This is a genomic window from Pseudomonas sp. NY11955 (genome assembly GCF_048068035.1).
In the GTDB taxonomy this organism is placed as follows: Bacteria; Pseudomonadota; Gammaproteobacteria; order Pseudomonadales; family Pseudomonadaceae; genus Aquipseudomonas.
Window position 1 is genome coordinate 85,349 of sequence record NZ_JBLUPS010000012.1, and the last position, 12,616, is coordinate 97,964.

24 protein-coding genes and 1 pseudogene are annotated in these 12,616 nt (G+C 60.9%); 20 read left to right on the forward strand and 5 right to left on the reverse strand.

The genetic code is table 11. The annotated features are described in order from the left end of the window. Positions 1-40: 40 nt before the first annotated feature. The 5 genes and pseudogenes from csrA to ACNFBR_RS21265 form a co-directional block, all read right to left on the reverse strand. Positions 41-217: pseudogene (gene csrA, locus ACNFBR_RS21245) on the reverse strand (carbon storage regulator CsrA); the annotation flags it as partial. A gap of 45 nt (positions 218-262) precedes the next feature. Beyond that, on the reverse strand, positions 263-466 hold the full coding sequence (locus tag ACNFBR_RS21250; RefSeq protein ID WP_009681855.1) for a hypothetical protein: 204 nt from the start codon (positions 464-466) through the stop codon (positions 263-265). Then, a complete protein-coding gene (locus tag ACNFBR_RS21255) occupies positions 463-900 on the reverse strand; it encodes a tellurite resistance TerB family protein (RefSeq protein WP_416736638.1) in 438 nt (145 codons plus the stop codon). Before ACNFBR_RS21255 ends, ACNFBR_RS21250 begins: the two co-directional genes overlap by 4 nt. A gap of 106 nt (positions 901-1,006) precedes the next feature. After that, positions 1,007-1,402 carry a LuxR C-terminal-related transcriptional regulator gene (locus ACNFBR_RS21260; RefSeq protein ID WP_416736639.1) on the reverse strand — a complete coding sequence of 132 codons (396 nt, stop codon included), beginning with the start codon at positions 1,400-1,402 and terminating at the stop codon, positions 1,007-1,009. A gap of 140 nt (positions 1,403-1,542) precedes the next feature. Beyond that, entirely contained in the window at positions 1,543-2,271 is a 729-nt protein-coding gene (locus tag ACNFBR_RS21265; protein WP_416736640.1) for a LexA family protein, read from the reverse strand. Positions 2,272-2,377: 106 nt separating this feature from the next. On the opposite strand from ACNFBR_RS21265, the gene ACNFBR_RS21270 reads away from it, so the two are divergent. From ACNFBR_RS21270 to ACNFBR_RS21365, 20 genes are all read left to right on the forward strand, one after another. Further along, on the forward strand, positions 2,378-2,671 hold the full coding sequence (locus ACNFBR_RS21270) for a Cro/CI family transcriptional regulator (RefSeq protein WP_416736641.1): 294 nt from the start codon (positions 2,378-2,380) through the stop codon (positions 2,669-2,671). A gap of 137 nt (positions 2,672-2,808) precedes the next feature. Beyond that, positions 2,809-3,219: a hypothetical protein gene (locus ACNFBR_RS21275; protein ID WP_416736642.1), complete on the forward strand. Its 411-nt coding sequence runs from the start codon at positions 2,809-2,811 to the stop codon at positions 3,217-3,219. Beyond that, positions 3,213-3,509 carry a hypothetical protein gene (locus tag ACNFBR_RS21280; RefSeq protein WP_416736643.1) on the forward strand — a complete coding sequence of 99 codons (297 nt, stop codon included), beginning with the start codon at positions 3,213-3,215 and terminating at the stop codon, positions 3,507-3,509. The genes ACNFBR_RS21275 and ACNFBR_RS21280 overlap by 7 nt, the downstream gene beginning before the upstream one ends. Continuing rightward, a complete protein-coding gene (locus tag ACNFBR_RS21285; RefSeq protein ID WP_416736644.1) occupies positions 3,506-4,273 on the forward strand; it encodes a Bro-N domain-containing protein in 768 nt (255 codons plus the stop codon). The genes ACNFBR_RS21280 and ACNFBR_RS21285 overlap by 4 nt, the downstream gene beginning before the upstream one ends. Positions 4,274-4,281: 8 nt before the next feature. Next, on the forward strand, positions 4,282-4,662 hold the full coding sequence (locus ACNFBR_RS21290) for a hypothetical protein (protein WP_416736645.1): 381 nt from the start codon (positions 4,282-4,284) through the stop codon (positions 4,660-4,662). Then, positions 4,659-4,889, forward strand: coding sequence for a hypothetical protein (locus tag ACNFBR_RS21295; RefSeq protein WP_416736646.1), 231 nt, complete (start codon positions 4,659-4,661; stop codon positions 4,887-4,889). The genes ACNFBR_RS21290 and ACNFBR_RS21295 overlap by 4 nt, the downstream gene beginning before the upstream one ends. After that, the gene (locus ACNFBR_RS21300; protein WP_416736647.1) at positions 4,886-5,650 is read left to right on the forward strand and encodes a helix-turn-helix domain-containing protein; all 765 of its coding nucleotides are present in this window, start codon (positions 4,886-4,888) and stop codon (positions 5,648-5,650) included. Before ACNFBR_RS21295 ends, ACNFBR_RS21300 begins: the two co-directional genes overlap by 4 nt. After that, the gene (locus ACNFBR_RS21305) at positions 5,631-6,431 is read left to right on the forward strand and encodes an ATP-binding protein (RefSeq protein ID WP_416736648.1); all 801 of its coding nucleotides are present in this window, start codon (positions 5,631-5,633) and stop codon (positions 6,429-6,431) included. Before ACNFBR_RS21300 ends, ACNFBR_RS21305 begins: the two co-directional genes overlap by 20 nt. Next, the gene (locus ACNFBR_RS21310) at positions 6,428-7,819 is read left to right on the forward strand and encodes a replicative DNA helicase (RefSeq protein ID WP_416736649.1); all 1,392 of its coding nucleotides are present in this window, start codon (positions 6,428-6,430) and stop codon (positions 7,817-7,819) included. The genes ACNFBR_RS21305 and ACNFBR_RS21310 overlap by 4 nt, the downstream gene beginning before the upstream one ends. Further along, positions 7,806-9,140 carry a tyrosine-type recombinase/integrase gene (locus tag ACNFBR_RS21315; RefSeq protein WP_416736650.1) on the forward strand — a complete coding sequence of 445 codons (1,335 nt, stop codon included), beginning with the start codon at positions 7,806-7,808 and terminating at the stop codon, positions 9,138-9,140. Before ACNFBR_RS21310 ends, ACNFBR_RS21315 begins: the two co-directional genes overlap by 14 nt. After that, on the forward strand, positions 9,133-9,429 hold the full coding sequence (locus ACNFBR_RS21320; RefSeq protein ID WP_121782988.1) for a hypothetical protein: 297 nt from the start codon (positions 9,133-9,135) through the stop codon (positions 9,427-9,429). Before ACNFBR_RS21315 ends, ACNFBR_RS21320 begins: the two co-directional genes overlap by 8 nt. Next, a complete protein-coding gene (locus tag ACNFBR_RS21325) occupies positions 9,426-9,971 on the forward strand; it encodes a hypothetical protein (protein ID WP_416736651.1) in 546 nt (181 codons plus the stop codon). The genes ACNFBR_RS21320 and ACNFBR_RS21325 overlap by 4 nt, the downstream gene beginning before the upstream one ends. A gap of 106 nt (positions 9,972-10,077) precedes the next feature. Continuing rightward, complete coding sequence (locus ACNFBR_RS21330; protein WP_416736652.1) at positions 10,078-10,575, forward strand: phage holin family protein; 498 nt, start codon at positions 10,078-10,080, stop codon at positions 10,573-10,575. A gap of 49 nt (positions 10,576-10,624) precedes the next feature. Beyond that, a complete protein-coding gene (locus ACNFBR_RS21335) occupies positions 10,625-10,837 on the forward strand; it encodes a hypothetical protein (protein WP_416736653.1) in 213 nt (70 codons plus the stop codon). A 21-nt stretch (positions 10,838-10,858) separates the two neighbouring features. Further along, the gene (locus tag ACNFBR_RS21340) at positions 10,859-11,089 is read left to right on the forward strand and encodes a hypothetical protein (RefSeq protein WP_416736654.1); all 231 of its coding nucleotides are present in this window, start codon (positions 10,859-10,861) and stop codon (positions 11,087-11,089) included. Between the two features lie 10 nt (positions 11,090-11,099). Further along, entirely contained in the window at positions 11,100-11,297 is a 198-nt protein-coding gene (locus ACNFBR_RS21345) for a hypothetical protein (protein WP_338799422.1), read from the forward strand. Positions 11,298-11,357: 60 nt separating this feature from the next. Then, a complete protein-coding gene (locus tag ACNFBR_RS21350; RefSeq protein WP_416736655.1) occupies positions 11,358-11,684 on the forward strand; it encodes a hypothetical protein in 327 nt (108 codons plus the stop codon). 71 nt (positions 11,685-11,755) lie between these two features. Further along, the gene (locus ACNFBR_RS21355) at positions 11,756-12,049 is read left to right on the forward strand and encodes a hypothetical protein (RefSeq protein WP_416736656.1); all 294 of its coding nucleotides are present in this window, start codon (positions 11,756-11,758) and stop codon (positions 12,047-12,049) included. Continuing rightward, on the forward strand, positions 12,046-12,231 hold the full coding sequence (locus ACNFBR_RS21360; RefSeq protein ID WP_416736657.1) for a hypothetical protein: 186 nt from the start codon (positions 12,046-12,048) through the stop codon (positions 12,229-12,231). Before ACNFBR_RS21355 ends, ACNFBR_RS21360 begins: the two co-directional genes overlap by 4 nt. After that, the gene (locus ACNFBR_RS21365) at positions 12,222-12,551 is read left to right on the forward strand and encodes an HNH endonuclease signature motif containing protein (protein ID WP_416736658.1); all 330 of its coding nucleotides are present in this window, start codon (positions 12,222-12,224) and stop codon (positions 12,549-12,551) included. The genes ACNFBR_RS21360 and ACNFBR_RS21365 overlap by 10 nt, the downstream gene beginning before the upstream one ends. Positions 12,552-12,616: the final 65 nt, after the last annotated feature.

Here is a 12,616-nt window from a genome sequence, read left to right on the forward strand (position 1 = left end):
GCGGTTCAGACTTGGGCTGCACGTCACTCGATGCTGGCGCCTGTGGCTTGGGCAGACCTGCTGCTTTGCGCTCGGCAATTTCCTTGCGGTCCACGGCTACACCTTGCGGAGCTTCGATGCCAAGGCGAACCTGGCCCCCTTTGACGCCCAGCACAACTACGGTGATGTCGTCGGCGATCTTGATGGCTTCGCCTACGCGACGGGTGAGGATCAACATGGTCAAACTCCTTGTAGGGGAGGGCGGCGATTGCCGCCCTTCAATTCACTGCGTTGTGCGCAGCTCGTTGCGTGGTACCCAGCCGCCGGTGGTTTTCACCATGCAGCCGACGTAGGGCGCGAACTTGGTGTGCCGCTCGGTCTGGTAGCCGTACCATTGGCACGACCCCCAGTTCACAACAGCGGCGATTGCGAGCGCGCACAGGGCAAGCCCTACAACTGCGCCCAGGCCGATGTGCTTGCGCTTCAAGCCTCGATACCGAAGTCTTTTGGGCGCAAGCCCAGCTGCACACCAACCTCGGCCAGGACCTTCAGTTTTTCGGGGCTGATGTTTCCGTCGCCCTCGGCAACGGTGATCATGTTCACGAACACCTCCTCGGCATCGAGAGGGTTGTTCTTGATGTCCGCGATCTCACGCATGATGTTCATGCGCCCCAGGCGGAACCCGGCCTGCAGTTGCTCGGTGAAGAGGTTCACGGTGGCGGTGATCTCTTGGCCGAAGTGCTCCAGGTTCTTGTTCGCCCGGATCTGAATGTCGATCTGAGCCGCTTCGTTCTTACTGATCTCGCCGTCAGCCGCCGCCACCAGCAGGCAGCCACCGACGATGGCTTGCATCAGGTCACGGTTTTCCAGCTTCTTGACTGCACGCTTGGCGCCGAACAGTTTCTTTCCAATACCGAACATGGGTCTTTCCTCTTGGGTTGGTGGAGCTTTCTTCAGGCAAGCCGGTGGCCTGCCGCGTTTGTTGGCTTTCGCAAAATCAGGGTTGGATCAGGTCAGGCTGGCAGCGTCACGCCACCGCCAAGGCGCACTCAGCGCGCCGGGTTGCTATACGGGTTTCAATCTTGCGCTCGCCACTGTTGCCGCCGCGGCGGATGCGCATTGCTTGGTCGTCGCCAATCATTCCGTGGATAGCCATGATGAGCGCCAATGCGGCTACAGCATTACTGATAACACCCCGGCGAAAGGCCTCGGCTACCAGTGCGGCTCGTCGTGTAACTCCCCACTTCGTGCCAAGCGCTATCAGGCGCTTTTTTACACCGTCCTCGCTGATGCCAAGGGTGCGTGCCACTTCTTTCCCTGATGCGCCTCCGGCAATGGCCAGCAAGCATTCCAGCTCACGCGGCGCAGCACCGCGTCCAAGAAAGCCGGTAAATCCAGATAGCGTGATGGTTTCGGTGCTCATGTCGGCTGCTCCATGCAGGGTGGCAATGAGCGAAAGATACTAGCGGTTATATTTTGCCGTCAATACCAACAGTTATTATTTTTTGGCGAGATAAAAAAAGGCCCGCGTCAGCGGGCCTTCTATGGGGGCGATGGTGAGGATCAGAGCTTCATCATGGCTCGCACCACAACTCCTATGATCTTGCAGTTTCCGTTCACTTGGAGCATGGGGTAAGCGGGGTTCAGAGGTTTCAAGAACCTGCGTCCAGCGTCTTCGATCAATTTTTTGAAGGTCGCTTCATTGCTGTCAGTCAGCTTCGCCACCACAAGTTTCCCCGAGTAGGCATCGGCATCAGTATCCACCAGGATCATCATGCCCTCTGTGATGCTCGTCCCGCTCGGTGCTGTCATTGAGTCGCCTTTCACTTCGAGCCAGAAGGCAGCGCCCTTGGCTTCGTAGTCCGAAACTTCGTACCTATCAGAAAATCCTGGCGGGAACGGCTCGACAGCTTCAGCACAGTCACCCGCCGCCACCCAGCTAATTACCGGGTAGCGGTACGACATTGATGGCTGAGCCGTGAGCTTGATATTGCTTTCCTCGCTAGAGGCGGCCTCCCCTATGCGAGCCGCCTCGGTGGTGTAAGCGATCTCGTTGGCAAGGCGTGGACTGAAATTGGAAACGGGCACCTCCAGCAGCTTGGCAAACACAGCGGCTGTGCGAGCGTTCAACGGGTTGTACCCGTTCAGGTAATGGCTAACAGCTGCCTGGCTGATTTCAAGCTCAGCAGCGATTGTCGCCTGGGTGACTTTCCGATTTCTTCGAGAAAGGAAGGCCTCCTTGAGGCGGGCGCATTCTTCTGCTTGTTCGGGGGGGAGGGCTCGTTTTTTCATGCGTTCATCCTAGAACTGATGGTAATGCTGGTCAAAAACCAAAGGTGTGGACATATCTACTACCGGCGGTTATTTTATGTGCCATAAGCCGTTTTTAGGTGAACCCATGACACCAGTTCAGTTGGCGGATTTCGTTGGTCAGCACGGCCAGGAAGAAGCCGCAAGGAGGCTTGGCACTAGTCAGGCCGCTATCAGCAAGGCCATTCGAAGTGGTCGTCAGATTCTAGTTCGTTCGGGTGCTGGCGGACGCTTTGAGGCGTTCGAGGTTAAGTCGTTCCCGAGCGGTGGGGCGGTAGACAGACCGCGTGCCGACCTTGAGCTAATTATGTCGTCGATCGTTGGTCTTGCAGAGCCAACTAACGTGGCTGTTCAAACATCCAGTATCGGGAAGGCTCTTTGATGAGGTCATGCCCATCCCTGTTTTTGCTGTCTGGCTGACTTTTCACCAGGCAACAAAAAGCCCGCTTCGCAGGCGGGCCTTTAATCCAGTCCCTTGCAGGGGACTTTCTTGAATCTTCGTCACTTGGAGACGATTTCATGCACCCAAAAAATACCACCTCAGATAGCCCAAATCAACATTCTCCAACTTTTACTGGTGCCTGCCAGTCTGGCGGCGGTCTAGCCGCAATCTTCACCCAAGACCAGCGCGCAATCGTAGTCGGGCTGCTGATCGCCGAGAGAAACCATGCCAGTCGTTGGTGGACCTATCTTTCGGAAATGCGCCTCCACGGACAGCTGCCTGATTGGGTGGTTGATCAGGAGGTCGGCCGTCATGTCGATTACGACCGCTGGAGTCTTCAGTGTCAGGCCACCAATCGTGAGCTGCTCGGCTTTGAAGGCCACCTCAACAGCTACGGGCGTTCCGAGTTGACTGTTACTGACCTCGAAGAATGCGCTCCACAAAAACCTACTTCGCCAGTTCGTGGCGCGGGCGGTGCAGCATGCTAATTGCGCGAACCGAATTGGTGCCGATGGCGGTTTCCGGCGAGATAGTGCAGGACGTGACCCTCACGGCAGCGGACATCGCGCGCTTCAACGAAGCGCGTGAGTCATTCAAGTTGATCAAGGCCTTGTATTGGGCGCACGTCGTGCCTTCGCTCGGCGGATTCGATAATCCAGTAGCCGGCGAACTTGAGCGCCTGTTCGAGCGCGTCGTTTTCGACACGCGAAACTTTATGTGGCCTCACCGCAACGCAGCTGCCTTCCATGAAGCGAAGGATGTGGGAGGTGCGGCATGAACCTGGTCCCCTTCAGCTTTAAAGGGGCACCGGTTCGCGTAGTGACCGATGCTCTTGGCGAGCCATGGTTTGTAGCGAAGGACGTTGCCGAGCAGCTGGGGTACGTTTGGAACGGCACCAGTCGCATTGAGCACGTCCCCGAACTGTGGAGGGGGGTCACATCCGTTGTGACCCCCTCCGGCAGCCAGCAGATGGCCGTGCTGAGCGAGCAGGGCCTCTACTTCTTCTTAGGTAGATCCGACAAGCCTGGCGCACTTCCTCTGCAGATCTGGGTGGCTGGCGAAGTCATCCCGTCAATCCGCAAGACAGGTAGCTACCAGAGGCAGTTGACACCTGCTGAGCAGGCTCTCGCGCATGCTCAGGTAATGGTTGACCTGGAGCGCCGTCAGTCCCAGCAGCAGGTCGCCCTCGATCGTGTTGAGCGGCAGGTTGCCGACCTCAGCCAGACAATGGTTTGGGATCACTGCCCGCAGAACTGCCTGTCGCTCACCGGCATCAAGGCCGCGATGCTGGCGCGTCATGGCTTGTCGGGCGCCGTTGTCGACTACGTGCTGAAGGAGTGGCCGCATCAGCCCAACTCTGCCGGCATGGTCCGTAATGGTCACGAGGACGCCAAGGGCTCGCAGTACCTGGTCTGGACGAAGAGCCTTGTCACTGCGGCGTTCAAGCGCTTCGTCGACGAGTGCGAGATGGTCAACGCCACCCAGGCCATCCACCCCTACTTCAATGGCCGGTTCCGGCTGACTGGGAAGGTGCACCCATGAAGCGGAGCATGAGCAAGTCGCAGGTGATACAGCAGGTGGCTGACAGGGCGGCCGAGTTCTATCGGGCGCAGTCGATGGCGCGGCGCTTGAAGATGAGGCTTAACCGTGAGTACGGCGCGTTCTTCCAGGCCCGGGGCGAGCCCGATCCGAAGAGTCGTCGTATCGACCCCTCGAACCCTATGTACGACGCAGTGATCGCCTACACGGCGGACACCTACGAGCTTTACCAGAAGGCGCTGCGGGCCAAGCACAACGCCAAGCGAGCAATGGAATCAGCCATCAGGTCGATGATCGGCCCCGCCGTCGATCTCGAACCACCGCTTGCCCCTTCGCCATTACCACCTATGCCACTGAGGCGTACCACCGCCACCGGGGAGACCTTGCAATGACCACGATCCCGGACCCCGCCCAGGCACATCAGCCACGCGCTGGCGCAACGATCATCAGCGGGCCATGGCCAAGCTACACCCAGTTCAAAGGCTTTCCAGAGCGAGAGCGCTGGACGATCTACGAACTGGCCAAGGCTGGACGGCAGGCGATGGAAGACAGCGGCTTCGAGATGGCCGAGAGCTACGACGCCTTCGTGCGCCGTATCACAGAGGAGCTTGACCTGTGAGCCAGGAGCGTATCCCTCGCAAGTTTCAGGGCGTATGGATTCCGGCCTCTCTCTGGCTGGATCACTCGCTGTCGACAAACGAGAAGGTGATGTTGGTGGAGATCAGCAGCCTCGAGGATGACGTACGCGGCTGTTACGCCACTAACGCGCATTTCGCCGCATTCTTCGGGCTGTCGGTATCTCGGGTGTCCGAGATCATCAGCGGACTGGCTGAGCGCGGCCTGATCAAGGTTGAGCAGATCCGCGAAGGCAAGCGTGTTATCGAGCGCCGAATTCGCCTTTCCAACCCCTTCGACAAACCGAAGACCCCTTCGGAAAACGCTGTGAACCCCTTCGGAAAAGGCGATGAACCCCCTTCGGAAAACACGCAGGGGAGTAATACACCTATGAGTAATACAAAGAGGGATAAAGACTTACGTGCATCTGGCGCAGAAGCAGACGGCGCGTTCGAACAGTTCTGGAAGCTTTATCCGAAGAAGAAGAGCCGCAAGGACGCCCTCAAGGCCTGGAACAAGATCAGCCCTGGCGCCGAGCTGCAGGCCGTCATGATCGCTGCCCTGGCCAACCACTGCGCTTCCCGCGACTGGGCCAAGGAAGGTGGCCAGTACATCCCGAACGCCGCCACCTGGTTGAACGGCGAGCGCTGGCACGACGTTCTGCAGCCAGCCGGCGCAACCGCCCAAGGCGGCGCATTCAACAACCTCCCTCAGCACACCGATGACATGTACCAGGAGAGCCACGATGGCCGCTCGAATTTCTGATCTGTTCCACCGTACCCCGGCCAAGCGCATCTTCTCTGGCGAGTGCCCGGTGCATGGCCGCGTCGATATGAGTGAGGTCGAGCAGCTGGACGGCTCGATGCTGGCGCGTGGCTGCAAGCGCTGCGCTTGGGAGGCCCTGCATACCACCCCCCGCGACTCGGCAGAGCGCGCCCTGGCCAATGCCCAGCACAAGGCCGAGAAAGCCAGCGAAGCGCTGATCGCTGCCGGGATCACCCCGCGCTTTGCTGGCGCCACCTTCGACAGCTACCACGCCGAGACGGAGCCGCAGCACAGGGCTCTGGCAAAGTGCCAGGCCTATGCCGAGCAGTTCCCGGCCAACTTCCGGGCGGGCCGCTCGCTGCTGCTGACCGGTAACGTCGGCTGCGGTAAGACTCACCTGGCCAGCGCTATCGTTCGCACGGTGGTGGCCGATCAATGCCGTGCGCTGATCATCCCGGCCGGGGACATTGTGAGCATCGCCCGCGCCTCGATGGTGCCTGGATCGGGATATACCGACCGTGACGTGGCAGTCCATCTTGGCGGCTTGGACCTGCTGGTGATCGATGAGATCGGGGCGCAGAAGGGCAGCGAGTACGAGCTGGGCCTGCTGCACAGCATCATTGACCGGCGGTATCAGGCCGTGCTGCCGACCGTGGTGATCAGCAACTTGAGCGCTGACGGCCTCAAGTCCTACATCGGCGATCGCGCCCTTGACCGCCTGCGCCAGAACGGCGGGCAGCAAGTCGGGTTCACTTGGGAATCGAAGAGGGCTGCGGCATGAGGGAGCTCTACAGCGACGAGGCCGAGCACGGCGTGCTTGGCGCAGTCATTCACGCTTCGCTGCAGCAGAACGTAGGCCTGGTCGAGGACATGCTTGGCCAGATGACCTCAGCCGACTTCTATCACGCCGACAATGCGGCTCTGTTCGAGGCCATGCTGGAGTGCCGCGAGCAAGCCATGCCCATCGATCCGGTGACCTTGGGCGCGGTGCAGCGCCTGCTCCCAGGTGGCGACAACGTCATGGCCTATGCCGCTGAGTTGGCCAGCAAGGTGCCTTCGCTGGCCAACTGGAAGGCCTACGCCAAGCACGTCAAGGAGTGGGGTGTGATCCGGCGCATTCTTGACGTGGCCGGTGGCGCGCAGGAAATGGTGCAGGCCGGCGCACCTACCGGCGAAGTGATTGCTGCAGCTCAGCAGGCCATGGCAGACCTGCGCAACCTTGATGGGGAGGCAAAGGGTTACAAGCGGCTGGACCAATGGATGGGAGATGCCGCTGACCTGGTGGACGAAAAGCACCGAGGGGTGGCGCCGAAGTGGCCCTCCACGGGGCTCGAAAAGCTGGATGAGCTGGTCCAAGGCCTCCGCCCGAAGAAGGTGACCGTAATCGCCGGCCTGCCGGGCAGTGGCAAGACCACCTTGGCCCTGCAGATCGCCCAGCACAACGCCGTCAAGGAGCGGAAGCCGTGGCTGGTGTTCTCCATCGAAATGCCTGGCGAAGAGCTGGGGCTGCGCGCTATCGCCTCGCTGGGAGGGGTGGCTCTGCACAAGCTGGACAACCCAGCCCAGATGCGCGAAGACGACTGGGCCAGGATGAGTGGTGCCGTAGGATTGGCCCTGGAAGCCCCGCTATTCGTCTGTGACGACCCGGTGCAGACGCCGTCCACCATTCGCGCCACGGCTCGGCAGTGCCAGCGCGAGCACGGACTGGCCGGCATCGTGGTCGACTACTTGACCCTAGTGCGCAGCGAGCGTGGTGGCCGATCTCGTTCCGAGGAGGTGGGAAAGATCAGCAAGGCCCTGCTGCAGCTGGCCAAGGAAATGGCTATCCCGGTCATTGAGTTGGCCCAGCTGAACCGTGACTCGACCAAGCGCCCCGGCAAGAAGCCACAATCCAGCGACCTGCGCGATTCCGGTGAGATCGAGGCCGACGCCAGCTGCATCCTGATGGTGCACCGGGACATGGATACGGAGGAGGGCCAGAACGGTCTCACTGAGATCCTGATGACCAAGTGTCGCCATGCGCGGGTTGGCAGCTGCATCGTCCAGCAGGAAGGGCAGTATGGCCGGTTCGCCACCTACGCCGGATCTCTGCCCAGTGATGATGAGGTCGAGGCTGGGCGTGGCAGCTACGCCCAGCGCTACAAGGGGGCGGGCAATGAGCGGTTCTAAAACCCTAACCGTTACCCTCAGCGATGCAGAGATCCGCCGGCACGCTGCTGGCCAAGTCTTCCAGCTGCGCGATACTCGCCACCGGGAGCTGCGGTTCCGGTTCTCGACTGTTGACCGCTCCCGTGGCGCCTGGCATGTCGTGGTGCGTGGGCGCTGGGGCAAGGCTGGCGATTATCCAGGGATCAACACCAAGACCATGCTGGCCACCTTGCCGGCGATCCTGGCCCGCCGTGCCGCCGATGCAGACGCCAAGTCGACGACCACCAGCTGGGCCACGGTGGGCGATGTGCTGGCGTGGTACCGCGACCGGATGAACCGTGATCGAGGCCTGTCCGCCAAGCGCAAGGCCAGTGCCAAGTCGGCGCTGGACCGCCACCTGGTGCCGCGCCTGGGGGATCTGCTACTGGCCGAGACCAACAAGCAGGCGATCGACCAGCGCCTGATGTGGCCGCTGCAGGAGCGTTATGCGCTGTCCTTCGTGCGCTCGGTCTACGGCGTGCTTTCGGTCGCGTTCCGCCAGGCCCTGCGTCTGGACATGCTGCCCGCCAACCCGATGGCCTCGCTGAAGTTCACCGACTTCGTGCGGACCCGGATCAGGCCGCGCCCGGCGCGACTGCGTGGGGATGATGTGCCGGGCCTGCTGATGGTGGTGGCCGAGCGCTTCGAGGTGGAGCCAGCGGGCTGCATGCTGGCCCTGATGATGCTGTGCCACGGTTCGCGGCTGGGCGAGACCCGGCTGGCGCGCTGGCGCAACGTCAACCTTGAAGCGGGGCGCTGGTTCATTCCGGCGGGTGACACGAAGACGAAGGCCGAGCACACGCTGCCGCTAACCACCCAGGCCTGCGCACTGCTGCGCCGGTACCAGCGCTTGCAGACCGCTCAGGGTTACTCCGGCCTGCTGTTGTTCCCGGGCAGCCACGGTGCTCCGCTGAGCCCGAGCAAGGCCAACACCTTGTTCACCGATCTGGCCAAGGGCGAGTGGTCGAGCCACGACCTGCGCAAGGTGGCCCGCACCGCGTGGACCGACCTCGGCGTGGACTACATGGTGGGCGAGCTGCTGCTGAACCACGCCATGAAGGATCTCGACGCCACCTACATCCACACCACGGCCGAAGGGCTGAAACGTCAGGCGCTGGAGGCCTGGCACAAGTACCTCGACGGGCAGGGATTCGCCGCCATTCACACCGAGACATTGCCGGGACAGAAAACCGGGCCTGTAGCCGATGACGCCACTAACGGCGCCGGTTGCAGCACCTCACAGCATCCATCCCAAGGGAGGATGCACGATCAAGATTCCAAGCCGGGAGACGGGCATGAGTAAGGTAACTGCGGCGCTGCCGCGCAAAAGCCTTCAGGAGCATGAGCGCAAGTTCCTGAAGATCGCCGGCCAGCACCTGGCAGAAGAGAAGGCTGGCCCGCACGCCATGGCCGCGCTGCTGGATATGGTCGCCAGCTGGCACGCCACCCGGGTTGAGATCGAGTTCGGGGAGTACTGCAAGCGCTGGGTTGCCGAGGGCAACACCAAGAATGCGGCCGCCGACAAGCTGCTGCGCAACCTGCTTGGCCTGGACGACAACCCACCACCTCGCCGCATCCGGAGGGCTGCATGACCGTGTACAAGGACGCTGGACACTGCATCAGCCGTGTCATGTCGATCGAGATCCACGACGGCACGGCCAAGCCGGCCTGGCAGAACCGCTACAAAGCCACCGTCGATGACGAGTTGCTGACTGAGCGGATCGATGACGGACTTTCCCCAGAGGAGCGGACCACCCAAGACGCCATGACCCGATCCATGCTGAAACGAATGCTTCCAGATGCGCAGTGGCATGCGTTGGCTGGGAAGTACTCAATCAATGAGGCCGAGGTGCAGGAGGCAGCCAGATACCTGACCCCGCGCGTGGTGAGCCCGGCGCACCACCTGTTCAAGATGAAGTGCGTGATGGCCTGGATGGTGCCAGAGCGCCGTCGCGGGCTGCCTGCGTCGTTCTATGTGCTGCATACCTGGGATGCCGACGGCACTCCAGACCGAACGCTTCGGCGCTGGAGAACAGTGACCATGCGCTGGCTTGATGATCGGGTGAGTGAGGCGCATGCGGTTGTCGAGGGATTGCTTGAAGAGCACGGGCTTCTGCTGAAATCAGCCGCTTGACAGTGGCCGAGTGACCGCGTAACTTCATAACCTGCGGTTCGGTGCGTAAAAAGGTGACGCACGCGAGCATAGAAACCCCGGCCATTGTGTCGGGGTTTTTTCGTTTATGGAGATGATCAAAGCCCGGCAGAAATGCGCAGGGGTAACAGTCAGCGTGGGGACTGGAGGGAAGCGCCACGACAGCGGCCTGACAGGGTTGCCATCTCCGCCAATTACAAGGGCTCGCCATAACGGCGGGCCTTTTCTTTTTCCGCTCCCCGCAACGGGAGGAATCGAGATGGCCCATATGCCGCCAGAGAAAGACCCATCCTTCTGGGTGCTGGTACTGACAGCCCTGAGAGAAAACGGCCTTGCTATGGGCCTGACATTCGCTTTGACCTGGCTGCGCATCCAGTACGACGGGAAAGAGACTCGCCCAGCCCGCCAGCTGATTGAGGCAACCCTTGGTGCGTTGATCGTGATGGTGGTTGGCCTGACCGTGAAGGAGTTCGGCTTGAGCATCGCTTGGTCGTTCGCCACCGCTGGCTTTGTCGGTGTGCTGGGCGTTGAGCAAGCGCGCCAGCTTGGCAAGCGCTGGGCAGAGCGGAAGGTAGATGCAGGGTGACCTGCGCCACAAACACATGGAGCGCTGTTTCGTGGCGCGAGGAAGCATCATGGAAAAGAAACCCCTCATCTTGGGTCAGGAACTTGGCCAGATGGTCTGCCAAGTGCTCGGTCTTGACCCTTCGAAGGTTGTCTCGATCACCATTCGCATGGAGCCCAACACCGCCGCAGCGGTAGAGGTGACACAGGTGATCAACGTTGTTGAAGGCGAGAAGATCGCAGGCTCCCTGGAGCGCTACGGCCTTACCCGGATCGGCGTGTGAAGCAGCTTGCAGGAGGTTGGCATGGCCAGATCAAAGGCCCCGTACACACCGTGCAAGCTGTATGTGGATGGGGCTGAAGGTATCGCGGTTGGCGACTACATCACTACCGCTGCCGGATCTGCCTATCTGGTGCAGACGCTTCGATTGAGCCGCACCAGGCCAGAGCGCAAACACATGAGCTGCCTGCGCTGGCCGATCGAGGAGGTGCCGCATGATGCGCGGTGCTTCCAGCTGACCTGGTACCGAAGATGAGAGAACGCCAATGATCAAGCTGACCGGAATCAACCGCAACGCTATACACCTGGCACCTGCCGCTGTTGCCTCTGTTACGGAGGCCTGCGCCAGCAGCCAGTGGCACGGCGTCTGCGCCATCGTTCGCACGTTCGATGGTCAGGTGCTGGAGGTGCGTGAGCGGGCTGCGGATATCGCACAGCAACTCAACATGCGCAGGACTGAGTGATGGCCTGCAGTGGATGCGCCGCCCGGCGCGAACGGATCAACAAATGGACAAAGGTCGCATATGAGCGAGCAAGCGAACTCTTCCGATCAGCCGTTGGCTCAGGGGCAGGAGAGCCTGCTGGTGGTCAGCATTCCCCAGCAGTTGAGCCTGGAACAGATGGCGACAGTCCAGGCTCAGCTGCAAGCTCGGGCGGAACAGATGGTGCTCCAGCTGCTGGCTCAAGAAGGCGGCGCAATCGCGCACATGTATCCGAGCCTGAGTGAACTGCTTGCCGAGCAGCGCAAGCAGTCTTTGCTGCTCGAACAGATCTCCACTCAGAACCTTGCCCTGATCAAGGCTCTGGCAGGCGAGCAGGATGTAAGTGATGACGAGCCTACCGGAGCGTAAAGCTCAAGGCTGATGTTGTGCAGAAGACGCATTCCGGCGTTAGTGGATTAACCATTGGACACAGGTGGCCTATGAGCGAGCAAACCAAATCCTTGATGGTGGCGACGGTCGTGCCGGCACCAAAGAGCAACCCCGGCAGTCCGCACCAAGTGATGGGTACCAAGGTCCTGCTGAGTGACGGCAGCGAACTGGAAGGAGTGTTGAGTGTTGAGCTCAAGGCGTCAGTCGAGAATGGTGCTTGGCACGCAGTGATCACCGTTCTGCCTCGTGTGATCCCCGTAGTGTCAGCAGAAGCCCAGTTCGTTGAGGTGGATATTTCTAGCCTCGCTGACGAAACCAGGCGTTACGCCCGGGTGGAGCGATGAACCTTTCAGCTGAGCAGGTGCAGGAGAAGATCCTTGTAGAGCTGCAGAAGCACACGGGCCTGCTGGAGCAGATCGCGCTGAACCAGATCGCATTGATCGAAGCGCTGGCTGATGGCGAGGATGTAGTTCGTGACCCGGACGCTGAGCCGGACACCTACCTGGATGGCTCGCCATGCCGGTAAGACCTGGAACCCACAAGCCCCACGGCGCTACCACTGCCAGGCACAAGCCGCCCGAGCAGCGAGGGAGCAGCACCGAGCGCGGCTACGGGTACAGGTGGCAGCAAGCCCGCGCTGGCTACCTGCGCAAGCATCCGCTCTGCGTGCACTGCCAGCGAGAGGGAAGGGTAGAACCAGCCACTGAGCTCGACCACATCACCCCTCACAAAGGCGACAAGGACCTGTTCTGGTCCAGAGCGAACTGGCAGGGCCTCTGCCGAACGCATCACTCACGCAAGACGGCAGCAGAGGACGGCGGCTTCGGCAACGCCCGCCGCAGCTGATCGAAACCACGCGCGCAGGCCTGAGAAATCAGCCAAAAACGTAGAAATGAGAATATTTCTCGCTG